This window comes from Streptomyces vulcanius (assembly GCF_042653945.1).
In the GTDB taxonomy this organism is placed as follows: domain Bacteria; phylum Actinomycetota; class Actinomycetes; order Streptomycetales; family Streptomycetaceae; genus Streptomyces; species Streptomyces mangrovi.
This window is the reverse complement of record NZ_JBHSFK010000001.1, coordinates 37,572-59,887: the sequence shown is the minus strand read 5'-3', so window position 1 is coordinate 59,887 and position 22,316 is coordinate 37,572. Positions and strand designations below refer to the sequence as shown.

19 protein-coding genes and 1 pseudogene are annotated in these 22,316 nt (G+C 70.3%); 12 read left to right on the top strand and 8 right to left on the bottom strand.

Translation table 11 applies throughout. The annotated features are described in order from the left end of the window. Positions 1-54: 54 nt before the first annotated feature. The 3 genes from ACFPIH_RS00270 to ACFPIH_RS00260 form a co-directional block, all read right to left on the bottom strand. On the bottom strand, positions 55-1,305 hold the full coding sequence (locus ACFPIH_RS00270) for a sensor histidine kinase (protein WP_381165927.1): 1,251 nt from the start codon (positions 1,303-1,305) through the stop codon (positions 55-57). A gap of 307 nt (positions 1,306-1,612) precedes the next feature. Continuing rightward, complete coding sequence (locus ACFPIH_RS00265; protein WP_381165925.1) at positions 1,613-3,904, bottom strand: TOMM precursor leader peptide-binding protein; 2,292 nt, start codon at positions 3,902-3,904, stop codon at positions 1,613-1,615. Further along, a complete protein-coding gene (locus ACFPIH_RS00260; RefSeq protein WP_381165923.1) occupies positions 3,901-4,077 on the bottom strand; it encodes a hypothetical protein in 177 nt (58 codons plus the stop codon). Before ACFPIH_RS00260 ends, ACFPIH_RS00265 begins: the two co-directional genes overlap by 4 nt. A 226-nt stretch (positions 4,078-4,303) precedes the next feature. Between ACFPIH_RS00260 and ACFPIH_RS00255 the strand changes: the two genes are divergently transcribed. From ACFPIH_RS00255 to ACFPIH_RS00235, 5 genes and pseudogenes are all read left to right on the top strand, one after another. Beyond that, the gene (locus tag ACFPIH_RS00255) at positions 4,304-5,182 is read left to right on the top strand and encodes an AfsR/SARP family transcriptional regulator (protein ID WP_381165921.1); all 879 of its coding nucleotides are present in this window, start codon (positions 4,304-4,306) and stop codon (positions 5,180-5,182) included. Between the two features lie 111 nt (positions 5,183-5,293). Beyond that, entirely contained in the window at positions 5,294-5,785 is a 492-nt protein-coding gene (locus ACFPIH_RS00250) for an NEW3 domain-containing protein (RefSeq protein WP_381165919.1), read from the top strand. 258 nt (positions 5,786-6,043) lie between these two features. Next, positions 6,044-6,247 (top strand): cold-shock protein, encoded by a 204-nt coding sequence (locus ACFPIH_RS00245; protein WP_023586116.1) that lies wholly within the window; start codon positions 6,044-6,046, stop codon positions 6,245-6,247. Between the two features lie 275 nt (positions 6,248-6,522). Then, the gene (locus ACFPIH_RS00240; protein WP_381165917.1) at positions 6,523-8,016 is read left to right on the top strand and encodes a DEAD/DEAH box helicase; all 1,494 of its coding nucleotides are present in this window, start codon (positions 6,523-6,525) and stop codon (positions 8,014-8,016) included. 53 nt (positions 8,017-8,069) lie between these two features. Next, positions 8,070-8,147, top strand: a pseudogene (locus tag ACFPIH_RS00235) (CBS domain-containing protein); the annotation flags it as partial. 279 nt (positions 8,148-8,426) lie between these two features. On the opposite strand, the gene ACFPIH_RS00230 reads toward ACFPIH_RS00235, so the two are convergent. Continuing rightward, positions 8,427-8,783 carry a hypothetical protein gene (locus tag ACFPIH_RS00230; RefSeq protein ID WP_381165915.1) on the bottom strand — a complete coding sequence of 119 codons (357 nt, stop codon included), beginning with the start codon at positions 8,781-8,783 and terminating at the stop codon, positions 8,427-8,429. A 609-nt stretch (positions 8,784-9,392) separates the two neighbouring features. On the opposite strand from ACFPIH_RS00230, the gene ACFPIH_RS00225 reads away from it, so the two are divergent. Continuing rightward, the gene (locus ACFPIH_RS00225; RefSeq protein ID WP_381165913.1) at positions 9,393-9,731 is read left to right on the top strand and encodes a helix-turn-helix domain-containing protein; all 339 of its coding nucleotides are present in this window, start codon (positions 9,393-9,395) and stop codon (positions 9,729-9,731) included. A 242-nt stretch (positions 9,732-9,973) separates the two neighbouring features. Beyond that, positions 9,974-10,177, top strand: a complete 204-nt coding sequence (locus ACFPIH_RS00220; protein WP_048475199.1) for a cold-shock protein — start codon at positions 9,974-9,976, stop codon at positions 10,175-10,177. 602 nt (positions 10,178-10,779) lie between these two features. Here the strand turns inward: ACFPIH_RS00220 and ACFPIH_RS00215 are convergent. The 3 genes from ACFPIH_RS00215 to ACFPIH_RS00205 all read right to left on the bottom strand — a co-directional run bounded on the left by ACFPIH_RS00215 (position 10,780) and on the right by ACFPIH_RS00205 (position 14,453). Then, positions 10,780-11,796, bottom strand: coding sequence for a DNA-directed RNA polymerase subunit alpha (locus ACFPIH_RS00215; protein WP_381165911.1), 1,017 nt, complete (start codon positions 11,794-11,796; stop codon positions 10,780-10,782). Between the two features lie 189 nt (positions 11,797-11,985). After that, positions 11,986-12,714: a spermidine synthase family protein gene (locus ACFPIH_RS00210; RefSeq protein ID WP_381165909.1), complete on the bottom strand. Its 729-nt coding sequence runs from the start codon at positions 12,712-12,714 to the stop codon at positions 11,986-11,988. 53 nt (positions 12,715-12,767) lie between these two features. Further along, complete coding sequence (locus ACFPIH_RS00205) at positions 12,768-14,453, bottom strand: ribonuclease J (protein WP_381165907.1); 1,686 nt, start codon at positions 14,451-14,453, stop codon at positions 12,768-12,770. Positions 14,454-14,738: 285 nt separating this feature from the next. Here ACFPIH_RS00205 and ACFPIH_RS00200 point away from each other — a divergent pair, with 285 nt between their 5' ends. The 4 genes from ACFPIH_RS00200 to ACFPIH_RS00185 all read left to right on the top strand — a co-directional run bounded on the left by ACFPIH_RS00200 (position 14,739) and on the right by ACFPIH_RS00185 (position 19,722). Next, a complete protein-coding gene (locus ACFPIH_RS00200) occupies positions 14,739-16,658 on the top strand; it encodes an ABC transporter ATP-binding protein (protein ID WP_381165905.1) in 1,920 nt (639 codons plus the stop codon). 242 nt (positions 16,659-16,900) lie between these two features. Next, positions 16,901-18,223, top strand: coding sequence for a bifunctional 3-oxoadipate enol-lactonase/4-carboxymuconolactone decarboxylase PcaDC (gene pcaDC / locus ACFPIH_RS00195; RefSeq protein ID WP_381165903.1), 1,323 nt, complete (start codon positions 16,901-16,903; stop codon positions 18,221-18,223). Between the two features lie 35 nt (positions 18,224-18,258). Beyond that, positions 18,259-18,912, top strand: a complete 654-nt coding sequence (locus tag ACFPIH_RS00190; RefSeq protein ID WP_381165901.1) for an MBL fold metallo-hydrolase — start codon at positions 18,259-18,261, stop codon at positions 18,910-18,912. 30 nt (positions 18,913-18,942) lie between these two features. After that, positions 18,943-19,722, top strand: a complete 780-nt coding sequence (locus tag ACFPIH_RS00185) for an exodeoxyribonuclease III (RefSeq protein ID WP_381165899.1) — start codon at positions 18,943-18,945, stop codon at positions 19,720-19,722. Between the two features lie 3 nt (positions 19,723-19,725). On the opposite strand, the gene ACFPIH_RS00180 is transcribed toward ACFPIH_RS00185, so the two are convergent. After that, entirely contained in the window at positions 19,726-21,456 is a 1,731-nt protein-coding gene (locus ACFPIH_RS00180; protein WP_381165897.1) for an SGNH/GDSL hydrolase family protein, read from the bottom strand. Positions 21,457-21,688: 232 nt separating this feature from the next. Here ACFPIH_RS00180 and ACFPIH_RS00175 point away from each other — a divergent pair, with 232 nt between their 5' ends. Beyond that, positions 21,689-22,108, top strand: a complete 420-nt coding sequence (locus tag ACFPIH_RS00175; protein WP_381165895.1) for a DUF6278 family protein — start codon at positions 21,689-21,691, stop codon at positions 22,106-22,108. Positions 22,109-22,316 lie beyond the last annotated feature (208 nt).

The window sequence follows — 22,316 nt, the reverse complement described above, 5'->3', positions numbered from 1 at the left end:
ATGGATCCTCGGGTTGGATGCGGTGGAGCGCACTACTGGGCAGGGGGCCGCCTCTCAGGCCATCGGGGTGCCCTGTGACGTCGCGGTCCACTCGCGAACGGCGCGGTGGTCGGCGTGGGACGGAACCTCGACGACCAGCTCGAAATCGTCGTCGTCCGTGATGCCTGACGTCAGGGTGCCGTTCATCGCGGAGAGCCTGTCGGTCAGGCTGGCCAGGCCGGTGCCGCCGACGGCGCGCGGCGCAACGGGTGTGGAAAGACGCGCAGTCGCACCGTTGTTGCGGACCGAGAGCCGGATACGGTCCGTCACATTGCTGATGACCGTCGTCGTGATCCGGCACCGAGTCGCCTTGCTGTGCCGCAGCACGTTGGCCCCCGCCTCTCGCAGGACTATGGCCAGTACGGTGTCGGCCTGCGGGGGCAGGGGGCCGTGACGGAAGTCGATCTCGGTGTTGATCCGTGCCGCGGTCAGCGTCGCCTGGACGTGGTGCGCCTCGGTGGCCACGGAAAGCCGGCGGTAGCCGCGGGCCACGCCCCTGACATCGGTGAGCGCTCGCCGGGAGATGTCGAGGATCTCCGAGATCTCGGTGCGGGCGCGTTCCGGCTGAGCGGCGACGAGACGGTGGGCGAGTTCGCTCTTGAGCGTGATGGCCGAGAGATTGAACCCCAGGAGATCGTGCATGTCGCGGGCGAAGCGCAGCCGCTCACGCACGACCGCCAGCCGCGTCAGATCCTCGCGGGCGGCGATCAGTTCGGTCACCAGAACGGAGAGCCGTGACAGGCCGTAGACGATCAGACCGATCACTGCGGTCGACACGCTCAGGTAGACGATGTCGAGCGTGTCCAGGCCCAGCAGAATCCCGGGCACGAGGATGCTCAGCACCACGGCGGCGAACAGGACCCACGACAGGGCACCGGGAACCAGCAGCAGGACGGACCCGGCCAGAAATCCCGCCATGCCGCCCCACTCCTGCTTGATCACCAGCAGCGGGAGATAGGTGACGAGTGCGTGCAGACCGAGCGAGATCGCACGGCGGGACGGACTCCAGCGCGTTGCCTCAGGAGACGAATGCCGCATCTGCAACACGACTGCCGCCACCAGGCCGGCCGCACACCACGGCACCGCGTACGCGGACGGATGCTCGGCGAGCACATCGAGGAAGATGACGACGGTGAAGCAGGCCAGGACGACGAGCAGAATGCTACGTGCCAGTCGTGGAGCCGGAATGTCGAGATGGCTCGGGAACGGCGGACTCCCGCTGCCAGCGGACTCGGAAAGGGCTAAATCCACTGGGTCATACGACACGTCAGAACTCCCTCCCCCGTTTCCGTTACAAAATAGCACCTCCGATGCGGCTGGAATCGATCGCTGCGTGTGTGCACCAACTCTCCGCAGGCCACGGTGACTTGCGGAGTCGACCTCGCCAGGGCCGGGGCTGACACGGCGGGGCCGGATGAGAATTCGGTAAGCCTTGCAGAAGCGACGAACGCCTCGTGACGGTAAGCGGATCAGCTACCGAGCAGGCGATTCTCCGCTCCTGCGGATCGCGAAGGCGGCTCACCGCCTGTCGGTTCGGGCAGCCGGACAGCGGGACGCCGGCCGGCGGGGACGGTCAGACGAACATCGGGATCGGGTTGAGGTTGTCGTACGGGGTGGGACGCTCCTGAAGGCCCAGCCGGACCGGTACGTCGAAGAGCCGACCGGGTGCGAAACGGGCCCAGAAGTGGCGCAGTCCCGGAGCCAGTACGCGCACCACGGGCAGACCGATGTCGGGCCGGGTCTGGTCGAGGACCAGCAGATCGTGCCCGGCGCCCCGCATCAGTTCCACCATGGCGTCGATGTCGTGCGCCAGGTCCCGCCGCGGCGTGTAGCCATAACGGGACGGGGACATGGGCGCGTGCCCGGGATCCGGCCACAGGTAGGGCTGACCGGCCGTCGTCGCCCCGGACCACCAGGCCACGGCCGCCGGGTCGTCCACCGCGTATCCCGTCCCGTCCTCCCGCGCGCCGAGCACCGCGGGGAGCAGCTGCCCCATCTCGCCGAGCGCCCTGCGGAGCGCCACCCGGGGGTCGTAGTGCGCCCCGAACCCGAACACGATGTCCTCACGCGGGCCGTCCGTGCGCCGGGACAGGGCGGCCATGCACGGGATACCGAGGTCCGACGTGAGGTCGAGGGCCCAGACGTCCCGGCGCAGGGCGGACAGCCCCGTGCGAAGCCGGGCGATCCAGGGATCGTCGAAGGCGTCCAGATCGACGGCGGGCCGACGGAGCCGGTTGTACCACCACACGGCGACGGCGTCGCGCTCCACCAGCTCCAGAAAGCCCTGGAGAACGGCGTCCTCCAGCGAGCTGCCCGCGGCGCAGCCGTTGGAGTCGGCCCTGAGGCGGTCGGCGTCGCCCGGCCCGGTGCCGCCGGAGAAATAGAGCAGTCCGGTCGGCAGGAGCTTGTGGCAGCCGTCGACCAGGGACCACACAGGGGTCCAGGCCGTCTCGGCATCCTCGTCGAAGGGCGTCGGCACATGATGGAAGTGCGAGGCCCGCGCGTTCCAGCGGACGCGGTCCCGGAACTGCCTGGTGTGGATGAGCTGGCAGTCGTTCGGATGGACCGCGCGGTCGCCCAGGGCCCTGAAGCTGTCCAGGACGACCGCCTCGTCACCCTGCCGGGTGCCGCAGTGGCGTTCCACGGCCTCGCCCAGTGCGCTCATTCTCGCCTGGGCGTCGGTGACGCCCTTGCCGCCGCTCAGAGCGCGCAGGTTCGAGGTGAGCGACGCCAGGTTCTCCGCGGGGACGGCCAGGTTCTGCCCGGCGAGGTAGCAGTTCAGGAACTCCGGTGCCCGGGCGTCCCGCCGCAGCTCGGGGACGATTCCGGTGACCGGGCCGACGAGATCCCCGTACTCCGTCAGCATCCGCTCCGCGGAAGCGGTCCGGTGCCCGGTGCCCCCGGTCGTGGTCTTCGGCCGGGACTCGACGCGTACCGGCCGTCCGTTCTGTGTCGCGACGAGGCCGGGGTCCCCGCAGTCGGGGCACTGGGGCCGCCGCCGGACGGGGTGGTGCCGTGACTCGAGGGTGAGGGTGTCCAGGACGTGGACGGCCCGCTGCCCCGGATGGCGAAGCCCCGCCAGCCACTTGTGCGCTTCGAGCAGGGCGAGCTGCATCCCCGCCCCCCGGCTCGCGGCCACCGAAGCCCGCGGCACCGCGACCGGACCGGTGAGACCCAGCGCGTTGCGGATCGGCAGCTCACCTCGCCGGTGTGCCTGGAGCCGGTGGGCGAGACACGAGTGGCAGGGGCCGCCGTCGATCCCGAAGAACGGCCCGGTCCAGAGGTCCGGGCCGTCGAGGGAGGCGAGGAGCCAGGGCCGTCCGGCCGAGCGCTGCCGGGCCTGTACGTCGCTCAGCGCCGGGTCGAGGTAGTCGTCGCAGACGACCAGGCCGAGCACGGCCTCCGGCTCCGCCGCGGCGACGGTCAGACCCGCCGCCCGGCACTGCGCCCGGATCTCCTCGGCGTCGGCGTTGCCGCACACCGTCACGGCCACCGGCCCGCAGGACGAAAGCCCGTGGCCCACGGTGGTGCCGGAGACTCCCGCCAGGTCCCAGTAGGCGTGCTCCGCAGGGCCCGGCCGCGGCGCGCCGGGCACGGACGCACTGAGCAGCCCGGCCCGGTCCAGGTGTTCCAGGCTGCGTCGGGTCTGCGCGGGACCGAGTGCGGGACGTGCCTCGGTGACCACCTCCGCCACGGTCCGCGTGCCGTCCAGGAGCGGAGCCAGCGTTTCGGCTCCGGTGCCGCGCACCGCGAGGACATCGCGGGAGGACGAGAGATACACGGCCTGGCCGGGCAGCACATCGACCCGCAGATGGCTCCCGAAGCCGACGAGCGGGTCGGCGGCGGTCGGCTCCTCGGTGGTCACGTGCCGGCCGGGCACTCGTCACGCAGGCAGATCGTGAACAGGGCGGTCGCTTCCGGGGACGGATGCCGCAGGCTCACGATGGTCAGTTCCTCGAAGCCGGGCGGAGCGGGTGCCGGGGCGGCGGCGAGGCGGGCGGCTGCGGGCAGGGGCGATGCGGGGCACAGGGCGTCCACGTTTCCTCCGGTGGGGCGGGCCTACGGTTCTCGAACCGCGTCGGGGTCCGACGCGAGGGATTGTTGCTCCGCAGGGCGAGCACCCGACAGTGCGTTCGTCACCCGGACACCATGCGTTTTTCACGGGGTGCCGTGTGAAGAGCGCACTGGGCGCGATGACGGCCCGGTGCAAGCCTCCTGTGGATGCGGGTTGTTGCACGGCGCGCGCAGATCAAAGGGGGAGTTCATGCAGATGGACATCGCACTACTCGGACCTCTACAAGCCCAGGCCGGCGGAGGCACCTTCGTGCCCACAGCGGCCAAGCCCCGTCAGATCCTCGCCCTGCTCGCTCTCGGAGCCGGACGTATGGTGACCGTCTCCACCCTGATGACGGAACTGTGGGAGGACGCCCCGCCACCGAGCGCCACCACCACCGTGCAGACGTACGTGCTCCAGATCCGCAAGGGCCTGGACGCGGCTCTCGGCGAACCGGGCGCAGGCAAGAGCGTGCTCGCCACCCGCTACGGCGGGTACTCGCTCGACGTGCCCCTGGAACAGGTGGACGTGCACGCTTTCGAGCAGTTCGCGGAAGAGGGGCGCGCCGCCGCCGGCCGCGGCGACACCGAGGCCGCCTCCCGCGCGCTCGCGCGCGCACTCGGGCTGTGGCGCGGGGCACCTCTGACGGATGTGCGGAGGGGTCCCGTCCTGCAGCGGGAGGTGGTTCGTCTGAACGAGGTGCGGCTCTCCCTCCTGGACGCCCGGATCGAGGCCGACCTGGAACGGGGACTGCACAGCGACCTGCTCGGTGAACTGACGGCTCTCACCGCGGCCCACCCGCTCAACGAGAACTTCTGGGCGCATCTCATGACGGCGCTGTACCGCACCGGCCAGCGCTGGCGCGCACTCGAGGCATACCGGCGCCTGAGGGACACCCTGGTGGAGGAGCTGGGGCTGGAACCCTCCTCCCGGCTGCGCAGACTGCATCAGGCGATCCTGTCCGCCGACGGCCCCGACCACACACGGCCGGCGCCCGCGGCGCGCAGGGGCAAGCCCGCGGCGCGGGACGCCCTGCAATGGCCCACGGCCGCGCTGCTGGCTCCGCCCGGCCCGCTGCCCACCCGCTGACTGCGATACCGCTGTGACGGGCCCGAAGAGGCTCCCGTACTCCTGGGTCCGTCACCGGGTACCACCCGGCACAGGTCGTGACGACCGTCCAGCGCGAGCGTGTGACACGCCGTGGCCACCGCGGTCAAGGCCACGTGCGCCAACGGCGGCTCGACCGCCCTGCGCGACGCGGCGGTGGAGCTCACCACACCCGAGGGCTGGACCGCACGGGCCACCACACCCACCCGGTTCGACCGCATCGCACCGGGCGCGACGGCCGAGGTCACCTGGAAGGTCACGGTCCCCACGGACGGCAGCCCCGGTCCCTACGACCTGTCCGTACGAGCCGTCCACCGCGGTGCCAAGACGGACGACAGCGCGAGGCTGCGGGTCTCGGTGCCCTGCGCCACGCCGAGCGACGCCCGCGACAACACCGGCCGACCCGGGGGAGCGGACTGGTCGCCGGCCCGGGGTACCTCAGCACCCGAAATGGCCGGACGGTCCGCAAGGCCGGCGTGTACGGTCGCGATCGCCCTCGGTCGACACCGCCGGGCAGGGCGTCGGCCAGCCGGCTGTCGCGAACGTTGCACTCCGAGTGGATCAATATCTGTGACCGCGAAGTGAGAGTTTTACGGACCATGTCGTGAGAGTTTTTGCCGCGATGAGCAGAGTGGAATTATGTAACGTGCACAGGCCGTTCCAGCGTGCTACTGTCCATCTAAGTTGCAGTTGTGGTTCCCGAAACTTCAAGTGCCCCCACCAGGCTTCTGCCGGTTGGGAGCGCTTTTGTATTTCCGGTCATTTCCGGGCGGGGTAATCATCGCGGCGACACGGCGTTCGCGCAGTGCGGATTCCGATGTACTGCCCCAAAGGAGATATGACATGGCTGCTGGTACCGTGAAGTGGTTCAACGCGGAAAAGGGCTTCGGCTTCATCGAGCAGGACGGTGGCGGCGCCGACGTTTTCGCCCACTACTCGAACATTGCCGCGCAGGGCTTCCGTGAGCTGCTCGAAGGGCAGAAGGTGACCTTCGACATCGCGCAGGGCCAGAAGGGCCCGACGGCCGAGAACATCGTTCCGGCCTGACGCTGACGCACAATCTGTAGCTGGGGCCCGCATCCTTCGGGGTGCGGGCCCCAGCTGCGCGCATTTCCCGCAGCGGGCGCATCCTGAAGGGATGCACCGCAGCCGACGCCCGGATTTTACGTCCCCAGCGCGTCACTCATTTCAGCACCTGTGCCCCCGGAGATTTCCGCCGGCCAGATCTGCTTTCTCTTTCCATCGGTCCGTACTTGTAATTCTCCATGCCGATCATCGCTGCGGGAATTCCTTGGTATGTGCCACATCGAGGAAGGTTCCGCATGAACCGCACACGCACGAACGACCGCTTCGACCGCGCCCGTAATGGCAGTGCCGACGCCGGAAAGGGCGGCAGCCGCTTCGGCTCGCAGGCACCGCGCCGTTCCGCCGGGCCGGCCCGTTCCGGCGGTTACGGCCGTCGGCCCGCCGCAGTGCAAGGCGAGTTCGCGCTGCCCAGGACGATCACCCCCGCGCTGCCCGCCGTCGAGGGCTTCGCCGATCTCGACATGCCCGAGCAACTGCTGGCCGAACTCGGCAGGCAGGGCGTGACGGCACCGTTCCCGATCCAGGGAGCGACGCTGCCGAACTCCCTGGCGGGCCGTGACGTCCTGGGCCGCGGGCGCACCGGTTCCGGCAAGACCCTCGCTTTCGGCCTCGCCCTGCTGGCCCGCACCGCTGGACAGCGTGCCGAGCCCCGCCAGCCGCTGGGGCTGATCCTCGTACCGACGCGTGAGCTGGCGCAGCAGGTGACCGACGCGCTCACGCCGTACGCCCGCTCCGTCAGGCTGCGGCTGGCCACGGTGGTGGGCGGGATGCCGATCGGCAGGCAGGCCGGCGCACTGCGCGGCGGGGCCGAGGTCGTCGTCGCGACCCCGGGCCGGCTCAAGGACCTCATCGACCGTGGCGACTGCCGGCTGAACCACGTGGGCGTCACGGTGCTGGACGAGGCCGACCAGATGGCCGACATGGGCTTCATGCCGCAGGTCACCGCGTTGCTCGACCAGGTGCGTCCGGAGGGGCAGCGGATGCTGTTCTCCGCCACCTTGGACCGTAACGTCGACCTGCTGGTGCGCCGCTATCTGACCGACCCCGTCGTCCATTCGGTCGACCCGTCGGCCGGTGCGGTCACGACGATGGAGCACCACGTCCTGCACGTCCACGGCGCCGACAAGCACGCCGCCACGACCGAGATCGCCGCCCGCGACGGCCGCGTGATCATGTTCCTGGACACCAAGCACGCTGTCGACCGGCTGACCCAGGACCTGCTCAACAGCGGGGTACGCGCCGCCGCGCTGCACGGCGGCAAGTCGCAGCCGCAGCGCACCCGCACGCTGGCGCAGTTCAAGACGGGGCACGTCACCGTGCTGGTGGCGACCAATGTCGCGGCGCGCGGCATCCACGTCGACAACCTCGACCTGGTCGTCAACGTCGATCCGCCGACCGACCACAAGGACTACCTCCACCGTGGCGGCCGTACCGCCCGTGCCGGCGAGTCCGGCAGCGTCGTCACGCTCGTCACACCGAGTCAGCGCCGGGGCATGGTCCGCCTCATGGCGGACGCCGGAATCCGGCCGCAGACCACCCAGATCCGCGCGGGCGACGAGGCCCTGAGCCGGATCACCGGCGCTCAGGCCCCGTCCGGCATCCCGGTCGTCATCACCGCACCGGTGGCCGAACGCCCCAGGCGCAGCGCCTCCTCCCGAGGCCGCCGCCGCCCCTCCTCGGCGACCCGGCGCGCCCCCGTACGCCAGTCCGTCTTCGACGCGGTGGCCTAGAACCTTCGTGATCAGGAAGTTGACCCGTCTCGCACAGGACGGCGGTGGAGGTCATGGACGCGGCCGGACCGCGGGTCTGGGACGACATGAGCGTCGAGGTGGCGCCGGCCGTCATGGCCGCCGCACGCACGACCACGGATCGTTCCCCTCACCCGTGACCACGACGGGCGAAGCCGAACACCCGACGTGCCCCCGTCGGCTCGGTGCCCTGCGGGTCGTCGACGAGCAGGGCAGCGCCCCGGGCATCCTCGCCGTCTCCCGCTGAGACGCCTCACCCCTGGGCGGACCGTTCGCCAGCTCGCTGCAGCAAGCCTCCGCGATGCTCGGCACGTGAACAGCAGTGTGGGCCTGACCGGCGAGCGCCGGTCAGGCCCACACTGCGTGCAACCGGTTCCCGTCGCAGTGCTCGCTCAGTGGTCGGAATAGCTGAAGTCGCCCACGGTCCAGGCGCTGACGTCCTCGATCGCAACCCGGTACATCCCGCCTGTCTCCGGGATCCCCACCGTGCCCTGCAGGATCCGGGCGACATGGAAGTGCAGATGCGTGGGCGGCCGGTTCGTCGCGGGGGTGCCGAAGACGGCGGAGAACTCGCCCAAGCGGTCCGAATCCGTCAGTACCTCCGACACCCTCCGCCTCCACACCGCTTCGGAAGCCAGCCGACCGGTGATGACAGCACCCCCGGTGACCACGGTCAGGGACATCTGGTTGCTCTGCCCGGACTCCACCAGGGCGGCGACATCAACGAGCAGCTCGTCAGGCTTCGACACGAGGCAGATTATAGGCGCCGGCGATCCGGCTGCTCGAGCGGTGGCGCTACCGGGCAAGACAGGCGCTCACGGTCTTGCCGCCCAAGGCCCGGGGGTTGACCGTCGTGGCGCGGGCGAGGCGGTCGCTGCTCCGACCGTCAATGGACCGGTCGATGCGGGTTACCTCACGTTCGAGCGTGCGGAAATCTATGCTCGCCAGAGTAGACATGGTGCGGTGCTGTGGTTATGGTTTCTCTCGTAGCCGAGATCGAGCAAGGCCCGGCAGACACGAACTGCCGGGCAGCAGCAAGCAGTTCGCAGTATCAGCAGTGCCAGCAGTACGCAGTACCCGCTTGGTAAGTGATCGGTTCAGAGGGAAGAACGGAGGACTTGAGCGCCATCAGGATCGCCCGGGTGGAAGCCTTGAACCCGGGTACCGCAGGACATCGATAGTGAGGTGGTCTCCGGTCAAGCAACCGCGATCCCCGCGCCCCCGGCAGCATCTCGGTCGGGTCAGCGGACACAGAAGGCCGGTGCAGCACTAGCGCCGGCAGATGGTGTAGCAGTTCCTTCGGGGCCTTGGTGCCGTACGGCACCAGGGCCCCTCTACGCGTTCCACAGAGAGGTGAGATGACAGCAGACGACGCCTTCGGCCGTCTCGACGACGACGACTACCCCGCCTACACCATGGGCCGGGCTGCCGAGATGCTCGGCACCACTCCCCACTTCCTCCGTGCCATCGGTGAGGCCCGGCTGATCACCCCGCTCCGCTCGGAGGGCGGACACCGCCGCTACTCCCGTTACCAGCTGCGTATCGCGGCCCGCGCCCGGGAACTCGTCGACAACGGCACCCCCATCGAGGCCGCCTGCCGCATCGTCATCCTCGAAGACCAGCTCGAAGAGGCACAGCGCATCAACGCCGAACACCGCCGCGCCGCCGGACCACCCAACCCGCCGGCCGCGGTATGAGATGAGCGTGCCCGCCGGTATCAGCGGGCACCGCACGCACAGTCCCGGTGTGTGGCGTGATCATTCCTGTGGTGACGTGGTGTGCGGGCGTGTAGCGTCTGCGTCAGCTGTCGTGGTTCGGAATTTCCCTTTGCCCACGCCTTGGCGTGGGCGTTTTGCTGTGCTGTGCCGCAGGAACCAGGGCGATCACCTCCCGCCTTCCACATGGAGTGAGAGGCATTCATCGACTGGAAGGCATGACCATGGCCACGGGAACTGTGAAGTGGTTCAACGCGGAGAAGGGTTTCGGCTTCATCGCCCAGGACGGGGGCGGCCCGGACGTCTTCGCGCACTACTCCGCCATCAACTCCTCAGGCTTTCGTGAGCTCCAGGAGGGCCAGACCGTGACGTTCGACGTCACCCAGGGGCAGAAGGGCCCGCAGGCCGAGAACATCACGCCGGCCTGACCTCGCAGTCCTTTCGGCCGAGCAAGGGGGTCCGCTCCTGTGCCGGGCGTCGACAGGACCCGTGGTGCACAGGATCAGGGCCGCGCAGCATGGCTGCGCGGCCCTGATCCGCTCGCAAGGTGCAGCAGCACCGAGCCGGAGGAGCAGGGATACCAGGCCGGTCGCGCGCCACGTGCCGGCTCGGGCGCCGCATGCCCTGCGGGGCTGCCGGGATCGCAATCCGACACGTCCAGCGCCACCGCCCACAGCCTGTCGTCATGGCCGGCCGGCACCCGTCGCGCAGCGCAACATCGCAGTCGGCCCGATCACGCCCCCCGTGTCCAGGCCGAGAGCGGGCAGCCCCCGGGCGTTCGTCCCGCCCGGCCTGGCGGCCGGCCGTGCGAGGCCAGGCGCCTGACGTACGCCCAGGTGGCGACCGTCGGCCGGCCGAGCAGAGGGTTGTGCGTGAAGCGCCGGAGGTGCGCCGCTTGCCGCCGACTGCCTTCGCCAGGGTTTGTGCGCGGGCGCGGGGCCCGGCCTAGGTCGCCCACCGGCAGGGAACAGCGTGGAGGTTCTCCTGGCCCCGCACGCGAAGTGTCTCCTTGACCGGCGCAGCGCAGCGCTCAGTACTGCTCGGTCTCCACGAAACCCGTGTCCGCGTCGTCGTCCGCACCGAAGGCGGCGGCGGTCGGGTCGAATCCGGGCGGGCTGTCCTTGAGGCCCAGACCCATGCCGGCCAGCTTCGCCTTGACCTCGTCGATCGACTTCGCCCCGAAGTTGCGAATGTCCAGCAGGTCGGCCTCGGAGCGGGCGACGAGCTCACCCACGGAGTGGACGCCCTCACGCTTGAGGCAGTTGTACGAACGGACGGTGAGGTCGAGGTTCTCGATCGGCAGTACCAGGTCGGCGGTAAGGGCGGCATCCGTCGGGGACGGACCCATGTCGATGCCCTCGGCGTCGATGTTGAGCTCACGGGCGAGGCCGAACAGCTCGACCAGGGTCTTACCGGCGGACGCCATGGCGTCACGCGGACGCATCGCCTGCTTGGTCTCGACGTCGACGATCAGCTTGTCGAAGTCGGTGCGCTGCTCGACACGGGTCGCCTCGACCTTGTACGTGACCTTGAGAACCGGCGAGTAGATCGAGTCGACCGGGATGCGCCCGATCTCCTGACCGACCTGCTTGTTCTGCACGGCGGAGACGTAACCGCGACCGCGCTCGACGGTCAGCTCCATCTCCAGCTTGCCCTTGCCGTTGAGCGTGGCGAGGACGAGGTCGGGGTTGTGCACCTCGACACCGGCCGGCGGTGCGATGTCGGCGGCGGTGACCAGACCCGGACCCTGCTTGCGCAGGTACATCACGACCGGCTCGTCCTGCTCCGAGGAGACGACCAGCTGCTTGATGTTGAGGATCAGGTCGGTGATGTCCTCCTTGACGCCCGGCACGGTGGTGAACTCGTGCAGAACGCCGTCGACGCGGATGGACGTGACCGCCGCACCGGGGATCGAGGAGAGGAGCGTGCGACGCAGGGAGTTGCCGAGGGTGTAACCGAAGCCCGGCTCCAGCGGCTCGATCACGAACCGGGAACGGAACTCGTCGACGACCTCTTCGGTCAGGGACGGACGCTGAGCAATCAGCACGGGGTGTTGCCTCCAGTGGTTTGGCGCCCGCTATGTGACGCCGTAGACACCACGAAGGGTACGGCGCTACGAACGATACGGTCTCCCGTGGCCGCGCCGCACTTCGTGGTCGGCCAGGGCCCGCGGTGCTCGTCTTCGGTGCGTCGACCGGACCGGCCCGGGGCTGCGGTCGCCACGCAGACGGTCGGCCTACGGCGGGCTTGGTTCTGTCCTGGCCACGTAGACGGTGTTGGCCGAGGTGCCCCCTTGCAGGGGATTGTCGAAGTCGACGACATGGACCGCCGACTGCGGGAAGACCTCTGTGAGTGCGGAGGTGAACTGTTTGTCCGGCGGGTCGTTCGACCACAGGGCGAAGACCCCGTCGGGGTGGAGGTGTCCGGTGAGAGCGCGGAGCCCGGCAGGCTGGTAGAGCGCCGCGTGGCGCGGGTGGAGCACATGGCGCGGCGAATGGTCGACATCCAGCAGAATGGCGTGGAAGCGGCGGCCGGGCTCCGCCGGGTCCAGGCCGCACGAATCGGCCGCCATCGTGAAGAAGTCGCCTTGAACCAGACGGCAGCGGGTGTCCGAAGTCAGCCGGGCGCCGAGAGGGACCAGGCCCCGCTGATGCCAGTCGATGACTTCGGCGAGCGTTTCGATCACGGTCAGCGAGCGCACTCGGGGGTCGTCCAGCACAGCCTCGGCGGTGTACCCGAGCCCGAGTCCGCCGACGGCGATGTCCAGTTCGGTGCCGGGCAGATTCGCCAGTCCGAGTTCCGCGAGCGCGATCTCGCCGGTTGTGAAGAGGCTGGACATCAGGAACTCGTCGCCGAGCTTCACCTCGTACACATCGGTGTCCGACGCGGGGACGCGTCGGCGCCGCAGGCTGATGTCGCCCATCGCTGTCGGGCGCCAGTCGATCTCCTCGAAACGCGCGCTCATCCGTTTACCTTTCCGCTGCCGGCAGGGCAGGAGAGGGGAAGGGGGGCCGACGGTCAGGCGTCGATGATGACGGGGATGATGAGGGGCCTGCGGCGGTGGGTACGGAAGGCCCAGTTCGCCACGGCACGGGCGATGAGCTGTTCCAGCTGGTGTGCGTCGCCGACGCCTTCCTGGGCCGCGGTCGCCAGAGTCTTCTCGATGACGGGGATGACCGGTTCGAAGGTGGTGTCGTCGTGGACGAACCCGCGGGCCAGGAAGTCGGGAGTCTCGGCAAGGGCGCCCGTGTCGGCGTCGACGATCGCCACCACGGTGACCACGCCTTCCTCCGCGAGGGTGACGCGGTCCTTCAGGGACGCCTCGGTGGCGCCGCCGACCTCCATGCCGTCCACGTAGACGTTGCCCGCGGGCACCTTGCCGGTGATCGACGCACGCCCGTCCACGAGGTCGACGACGACGCCGTCCTCGGCGATGACCACCCGCTCGGGATCGACCCCCGTACGGATGGCCAGGTCGGCGTTGGCCCGCAGGTGGCGCCACTCGCCGTGCACGGGCATGACATTGCGGGGCTTGACGATGTTGTAGCAGTACACGAGTTCACCGGCGCTGGCGTGCCCGGAGACGTGCACCTTGGCGTTGCCCTTGTGGACGACATGGGCGCCCCACCGGGTCAGCCCGTTGATCACCCGGTAGATGGCGTTCTCGTTGCCGGGGATCAGGGAACTGGCGAGCAGGACGGTGTCGCCCTTGCCGATGCGGATCACATGGTCGCGATTGGCCATCCGGGACAGAGCCGCCATCGGCTCGCCCTGGGACCCGGTGCACACCAGGGTGATCTTGTGGTCGGGGAGCTTCTCCAGTTCCTTGGTACTGACGACCAGGCCGCTGGGAACCTTCAGGTAACCGAGGTCGCGGGCGATGCCCATGTTGCGGACCATGGAGCGGCCCACGAAGGCGACCTTCCGGCCGTGCTGGTGCGCGGCGTCCAGGACCTGCTGGATGCGGTGCACATGGCTGGCGAAACTGGAGACGATCACCCGGCGCGGGGCGGTACGCATCACCTGCTCGATCGCCGGGTTCAGGTCGCGCTCGGAGGTGGTGAAGCCAGGGACCTCGGCGTTGGTGGAGTCGGTGAGGAAGAGGTCGACGCCTTCCTCGCCGAGGCGGGCGAAGGCGCGCAGGTCGGTGATGCGGTCGTCCAGCGGGAACTGGTCCATCTTGAAGTCACCCGTGTGCAGCACCATTCCGGCCCCGGTGCGGATCGCGACGGCGAGACTGTCCGGGATGGAGTGGTTGACCGCGACGAACTCGCAGTCGAAGGGTCCGAAGCCGCGCCGTTCGCCCTCACGTACCCGCACCGTGCGCGGCCGGATTCCGTGCTCTTTGAGCTTGGCCTCCAGGAACGCCAGGGTCAGCTTCGAGCCCACGACAGGGATGTCGGAGCGCTCTCGCAGCAGATACGGCACGCCACCGATGTGGTCCTCGTGGCCGTGGGTGAGCACCACGGCCACGATGTCGTCCAGGCGATCACGGATCGAGGTGAAATCCGGCAGGATCACGTCCACGCCGGGCTGGGTCTCTTCGGGGAACAGCACGCCGCAGTCGACGATGAGCAGCTTGCCGGCATGCTCGAAGACGGTCATGTTGCGGCCGATCTCCCCCAGACCGCCCAGGGCGACGACCCTCAGGCCTCCTTCAGGCAGGGGAGGGGCGGCTTTCAGTTCGGGATGCGGATGGCTCATATTCCGACGTTACCGGAGAGTCTGCCGAGGTGATCCACTGGCTGCCCGACCAGCCGGTTCAGCACGGCGCGCCCGCGCCCGCGCCGGCTGCGTCGACGTGGTGCAGTTCCCCCCGCCGTTGACGGCCGACGACGGCTGCACCAACTACCGCAGGCTCACCACTGGATACGTCCGTTGCGTACGCCGAACGCAGCGGTGTCCGGTTCTCGCCGGTCCGCGGTAAATGCCTGGACTGAGAACCTCCCCCGACGGGACACTTCCGACTTCCGAACCTCCGGGAGTGTGATGGGGACAACAGACACGCGAGGGCCGACGCCGGGCAGGAGCGCGGTCGTTCTGGCACTGCGCCGCTACGGCCGGGAACTGCTGCGACTACGACGGCTGGCCCTGCCCGCGCTGCTGCTGCCGGCCGTGGGCAACATCGGCACCCGCTACGTCGCCCCCCTGCTGATCGCCAAACTGGCAGGACAGGCCGCCGACGACGGCGGTCTCACCCTCGGCTCGGCGCTGCCGTACGTGCTGGGCTTCGGCGTGACACTGCTCCTCGCCGAGGCCGTGTGGCGGGTCGGGCAGCACTGCCTGAACCGCGTGGACGCCCTCGGCATGGAACACCTGTACGTGAGCGGTATGGATGAACTCCTCGCCAAGGACGCGGCGTTCTTCCACGACAACTTCGCCGGCTCCCTGACCAAACGGGTGCTGAGCTTCGGCAAGCGCTTCGAGGACTTCGTCGACACGGTGACGTACCGGATCGTGGGCAGCCTCGTCCCCCTGGTGTTCGGTGCCGTGGTGCTGTGGAGCTACGAACCGATGCTCGTCGCCGGCCTTCTGGTGATGATCGCGCTGACCGTGGCAGCCGCGACACCTCTGATCCGTCGCCGGCAGAGACTCGTCAACGACCGTGAGGCGGCGATCGCCAGGGTCTCCGGCCACGTCGCCGACAGCCTCATGAACATGGAGACCATCCGTGCGTTCGCGGCCGAGCGGCGGGAGGCCGACGAACACCGCGGCCGTGTCGCGGACTCCCGGCGCCTGACGCTGAGGTCGTGGGACTACGGCAATCTGCGCGTCGACACCCTGATCGCCCCCCTGTCCGTGCTGACCAACGTGCTGGGCCTGTTGGTCGCCATCGCCTTCGGTGGCCCGGGCCAGGGAGTGGAAGAGGTCGTCGTCGCCTTCACCTACTACTCCAACGCGACCCAGATCATGTTCGAGTTCAACCAGATCTACCGGCGTCTGGAAACCTCGATGACCGAGGCCGCGCAGTTCACCGAGCTGCTGCTGGATCCGCCCACCGTGCTCGACCCGGCGGAACCCGAACCGCTCGCACCGCGGGACACCGGCATCCGCTTCGAGGCGGTGACCTTCGCCCACGCGGGCGCGAAGCCGATTTTCCGGGAACTCGGCCTGGACGTGCCCGCAGGCGCACGGATCGGTCTGGTCGGCAGGTCCGGCGGCGGCAAGACCACACTCACCCGGCTCCTGCTGCGGATGTCGGACATCGACGACGGACGCATCCTGATCGGTGGTCAGGACATCAGCCGGCTGTGCCAGACCGACCTGCGCTCACTGATCGCCTACGTCCCGCAGGAACCCGCCATGTTCCACCGCAGCCTGCGGGACAACATCGCCTTCGCCCGGCCCGGCGCCACCGACGAGGAGATCCACGCCGCGGCCGCGGCCGCGCACGTCACGGAGTTCGCCGACCAACTCCCCGACGGCTTCGGCACTCTGGTGGGGGAGCGGGGAGTGAAACTCTCGGGCGGCCAGCGCCAGCGCGTCGCCCTCGCCAGGGCCATCCTGCGCGACGCCCCGATCCTGCTGCTCGACGAGGCGACCAGCGCGCTGGACTCGGAGAGCGAGCTCCTCGTCCAGGACGCCCTGTGGCGGTTGATGGACGGACGTACGGCCCTCGTGGTCGCCCACCGTCTGAGCACCGTCGCCGGCATGGACCGGCTCGTCGTCCTCGACCGCGGAAGCGTCGTCGAGCAGGGCACCCACGAGGAGCTGCTCGTGGCGAACGGTGCCTACGCCAAGCTGTGGCAGCACCAGTCGGGCGGCTTCCTCGGCGAGAGCACCGGGTCGGCCCCCGGACGCCCGGTCCCAGGAGCCGGTTCCAGCGGGCTGCCCGGACCGGCCGACCCGGCGCCGGACGGGGACCGCAGGACGTCGTCGCATGTGCGTACGATCACCGGGTCCACGTGACCGAATCGGTTTCCGGACATCCTCGACCGCACCGGGCAGTGGCCCGGTGCCTGGTCGCCGCGAACGTTGCCCAAGAGGTCACGATCCCTCGGAAGGTACGCAAGGCCAAGGCGGTGGCGCAGCCCTGGTGCGCTGACGAAGCGCCGGTAGGTGAAGCCGGATGTGGAGGATCTTCGTCCGGCGGCGGACGCATGGGGAGGTCTGGCGAGCGTCCCCGACCCCGCTCCCGAAGAGAATGTGAGATGTGGGAGCGTGAGGGAGTGAGTGAGAAGAACGTCGAAACCCTGCAGTACCGCTTTGACGGGCCGGAACAGGCTCCGGTCCTGGTCATGGGAACGTCCCTCGGTGCTACATGGCACATGTGGGACCGCCAGGTCCCCGAGCTGGCCCAGCAGTGGCGGATCTTCCGTTACGACCTGCCTGGCCACGGCGGCGCCCCGGCCTACCCGGTCGGCTCGGTCGCCGACCTCGCCGAACGCCTGCTCGCCACACTCGACGCGCTCGGCGTGCAGCGATTCGGCTACGCGGGCTGCGCGCTCGGCGGGGCGGTCGGCGTGGAGCTGGCCCTGCGCCACCCCGAGCGGGTCGCCTCGCTCGCACTGATCGCGGCCTCGCCGCGGTTCGGCACGGCGGACGAGTTCCGCCAGCGCGGGGTGATCGTGCGGACCAACGGCCTCGACCCCATCGCCCGCACCTCGCCCGACCGCTGGTTCACCACCGGCTTCGCCGCCGCGCAGCCCGCGATCACCGAGTGGGCGGTGCAGATGGTGCGCACCACCGACCCCGGCTGCTACATAGCGGCCTGCGAGGCGCTCGCCGCGTTCGACGTCCGTGCCGAGCTGGGGCTCATCGGCGTCCCGACCCTGGTCCTGGTCGGCTCGGACGACCAGGTCACCGGCCCCGCCGAGGCACGCACCCTGGTCGCCGGCATCCCGGACGCCCGTCTCGCCGTCGTACCCGGCGCCTCCCACCTGGCCCCGGTCGAGCAGCCCGCGGCCGTCACCGATCTCCTCGTACGGCACTTCTCCACCGCCTGGCAGCCCGCCTACGACCACGGCACCGGTCAGACGGCCGTCCCCGGGATCCCGGTCAGGGCGATCCCGGTGGTCGCTCCGCAGCCGGTGGCCATCGCCGCGATCGCCCCCGCGCCCGTCACCGAGCCGCCGCACGTCCTGGGCGGCCGTCCCGACCCCTACGACGCCGGACTGAAGGTGCGCCGCGAGGTCCTCGGCGACGCGCACGTGGACCGGGCGCTGTCCCAGGCCGACGACTTCTCCGGGGACTTCCAGGAGTTCATCACCCGCTACGCCTGGGGCGAGGTCTGGGACCGCCCCGGCCTCGACCGGCGCTCCCGCTCCTGCGTCACCCTCACCGCGCTGGTCGCCGGCGGCCACCTGGACGAGCTCGCCTTCCACACCCGCGCCGCCCTGCGCAACGGCCTCACCCCGGACGAGATCAAGGAGGTGCTGCTCCAGGCGGCGGTCTACTGCGGCGTACCGGCGGCGAACAGCGCCTTCCGGGTGGCGCAGCAGGTCATCCGGGAGGAGACCACGCCGACCGAGTGAGCGCCGGGGCCGGCCGCAGAGGCAGGATGGACTCCATGACGACGATCACGAGCACGAAGCTCACGAAGAAGTCGCACGCGTGCGTCCGTCTCGAGAAGGACGGGCGCACGCTCGTCCTGGACCCCGGCGGTTTCAGCGAGGAGGACGCGGCCGTCGGCGCCGACGCGATCCTGGTCACGCACGAGCACCCCGACCACTTCAGCGAGGAGCGCCTGCGCGCGGCCATGGACGCCGACCCGGCCGCCGAGATCTGGACGCTCAGGTCGGTCGCGGAGAAGCTCGCCGCCGCCTTCCCCGGCCGCGTCCACACCGTCGGCCACGGCGACACGTTCACCGCCGCGGGCTTCGACGTCCAGGTCCACGGCGAGCTGCACGCCGTCATCCACCCGGACATCCCGCGCATCACCAATGTCGGCTACCTGATCGACGGCGGCCGGGTCTTCCACCCCGGCGACGCCCTCACCGTCCCCGACCACGCCGTCGAGACGCTGATGCTCCCCGTCATGGCCCCCTGGAGCAAGATCTCCGAGGTCATCGACTACGTCCGCGAGGTGCGGCCGGAGCGCGCCTACGACATCCACGACGCCCTCCTCACCGACCTCGCCCGCCCGATCTACGACAACCAGATCGGCGCCCTCGGCGGCGCCCGGCACCTGCGGCTGGCGCCCGGCGAGAGCACGGCACTGTGAGTGTCAGTGGCGCCCGGTAGGTTGTGGGACATGCGCATCGCGACCTGGAACGTCAACTCGATCACCGCCCGCCTGCCGCGGTTGCTGGCCTGGCTGGAGAGCAGCGGCACGGACGTGCTGTGCCTCCAGGAGGCCAAGGTCGCCGAGGCGCAGTTCCCGCTCGACCAGCTGCGTGAGCTGGGCTACGAGGCCGCGGTCCACGCCACCGGCAGGTGGAACGGCGTGGCGGTGATCTCCCGCGTCGGCATCGAGGACGTCGTCAAGGGCCTGCCCGGCGACCCCGGCTACGACGGCGCCCCGGAACCCCGCGCGATCTCGGCGACGTGCGGCCCGGTCCGCGTCTGGTCGGTGTACGTGCCGAACGGCCGGGAGGTGGACCACCCGCACTACGCCTACAAGCTCCAGTGGTTCGAGGCCCTGAAGGCGGCCGTCGCGGGCGACGCGGGCGGCAGCCGCCCGTTCGCGGTGATGGGCGACTACAACGTGGCGCCGACGGACGACGACGTCTTCGACACGGCCGCGTTCGAGGGCCTCACCCATGTCACCCCGGCCGAGCGCGCCGCCCTGGCGTCCCTGCGCGAGGCCGGCCTGTCCGACGTGGTCCCGCGCCCCCTCAAGTACGACCACCCGTACACGTACTGGGACTACCGTCAGCTCGCCTTCCCCAAGAACCGGGGCATGCGCATCGACCTGGTCTACGGCAACGAGCCCTTCGCCAAGGCCGTCAAGGACTCCTACGTCGACCGCGAGGAGCGCAAGGGCAAGGGTGCCTCGGACCACGCACCGGTCGTCGTCGACCTGGAGGTCTAGGACTCAGAGCAGGGTGAGCTGCACGGCCTCCGCGAGCGCCGCGTACCCCGCGTCCCCGGGATGCAGACGGTCGCCGCTGTCGTACGCGGGCAGCAGCCGCCCGGGGGAGGCGGGGTCGCGCAGCGCGCGCTCGAAGTCGAGGACGCCGTCGAAGACGCCGGAGTGCCGGATCCACGCGTTCACCGCGGCGCGCTCGGCCTCCATGGCCGCCGTGTAGTCCGAGGAGCCCCCGCACGGCAGCAGCGTGGCGGCGAGCACCCGTACCCCGTGCGCCCGCGCCCGTTCCGCGATCTCCCGCAGCCCGGCGGTCACCTCGACCGCCGTGATCCCGCTGCGGACGTCGTTGATGCCCTCGAACACGACCAGCGTCCGTACCGAGGTCTGCGCGAGGACGTCCAGGTCGAGCCGGTGCACCGCGCTCACCCCGCCGCCGACCGGGGAGAACCCCTCCCCGGAGTAGCGGTCGCTCACCACCCGGTTCGACGAGATCCCGGCGTTGAGGACGCCGTAGCGCGGCACCGCGTCCTGCCGGCGCAGCCGGGCGGCCAGGGCGTCCGGCCAGCGCCGGTTGGCGTCCGGCGTCGACCCGTCGCCGTCGGTGATCGAGTCCCCGAGCAGCACCACCGAGCCGGGCCCGCCGCCGACGTCCACCCCGGTCAGCAGCGGCCAGGTGCGGATCGTGCCGGTGTACGCGGCCGGGTCCGTGTCCGCCGTGTGGTCACCGGGCTCGCTCACGTACGACCGCTGCATCGCGCGCCCGTGCCAGGGCACCGAGGTCACCGTGCCGGGGAGGTGGAAGCTCACCAGCAGATCCGCGTCCTCCGGCACCGCGAAGGCGAGTGGATCGCTGATCGCCTGCGCCCCCGCGGGCACCTCGACGCCCCGCGCGCCCCTGAAGGACAGCGGTACCGGCGCCGTGCGGGCCGCCGCCCCCTCCGCGCGCACCGCCACCGTCGCCGCCGCGATCCGCACCGGAGCCGGGCCGAAGGTGTTGGCGAAGCGGAGCCGCACCCGGGGGCCGCCCGTCGAGGTGTGCACCACCAGCCGCAGGGTGCGGTCGGTCCACGGCCCCGCCACCGGCAGGGCGGAGGTCGCGGTGGCCCAGCTCCCGGTCCAGCCGGCCGAACCGTTCCGTACCGCCAGCGCGAACACATGCAGCCGCGGGGCGACGGGCAGCCGTACCGAGGCCACCTCGAGCCCGCGCACCAGCGGCACCGTCACGGCGTACAGCCGGGCCCGCTCGGCGAGCAGCAGCCCGGCGGGCGTGGCGACGTGCGGCAACGAGAGTGCCTTGGTGGCGAGCGGGCCGGTGCGCCAGTCGGGGACGGTCAGCCGGTAGGAGGAGCGCGAGCCGTCGGCGTACATGACACTGCCCGTGCCGCCCGCCTCGGTGCCGCCCGTGGCCGTGGCCAGGAAGACCAGGGCGTCGCCGGGACCGGTGAGGCGTACGGTCTGCCCGTCGGCGCGGACGTTGTCGGGGGTGCCCGGCGGCCGGCGCGGCCAGGTCAGCCGAGCGCCCCGCACGGTCAGTTCACGGCCCGGTGCCCAGCCCGCGGCGGCCAGGTCGGCCGCCGGCAGCGCGGCTCCCGTACCGTCGAGGTCGGCGGTGGAGGCGTTGTCGTACAGCGCCTCCAGGGGCAGTGCGGGGGACACCGCCCCGACCGGGGGTACCGGAGCGAGCAGCAGCCCGGACAGGACGAGAACGACGGGGAGCCCGCGGACACTTCGCAGCACGTACCGATTCCTTCGCACACCGAGCAGCACACCGAGCCGGACACCGAGCAGCAGCCGAGCCGGACATCGAGCCGGACACCTGGTGGACCGGCAGCGGGTCGCGACGCTAAGGAGCGGGTGCGGGGCGGTCAACGCGCCATGCGCGCCGGGCCCGGGAATTCGACCGTACGCACGCAGACCTGTGCCTGCGCGCCTGTGGTGCGTACGCCGGTGCGAATGACACGCTGGACGTATGAACATCCCTTTCCTGGGCAACAGGCGCAAGAAGCACGGTCACGCGCTCCTCGCCGCGGACCCCGAGGGGGTAGCGGAACTCCTCTCCGAATGCGAGCTGCTGCGTTCCCATGCGGCCCGGGCGGGGATCGGACTCGACGACACCGCCGAGTCGTTGGAGGCGCTGGACCAGCTGCTGCCGCGCTGGCGGGACGACGAGGACATCCTGCCGTGGCTCGGCAACGACGCCGGGCTCTATCTGGGCACCGTCATCGTCCGCACCGTGCCCGGCGCGGCGTGGGACTTCTGGCCGGACGGGCAGCCCGTCGTCCGGCTGGCGTCCGGGCGGGAGTTCGACGTGGTGACGGCCGGACAGGAATGGGCGTCGAACGGCGTCCCCGAACTGTCCCAGCTGTACGGCGAGATGGCCGAGGCCTGAGCCGGGGTGAATGAGCGGTAATACGGCTAATGCACGAAAGGTGCGTGTCGTGTTCGGGGGCCGGGCCGGGCTGGATAGTTTGCGGCGACCACGACCCGGCAGAGAGTGAGTAGGGCAGCGGATGGCCGCCGATCCACTGATCGAACTGCGAGACGTCGACATCGCCGAGGGGGCGACTAGGATGGGACGTTCATCCCCCAGGACCGGG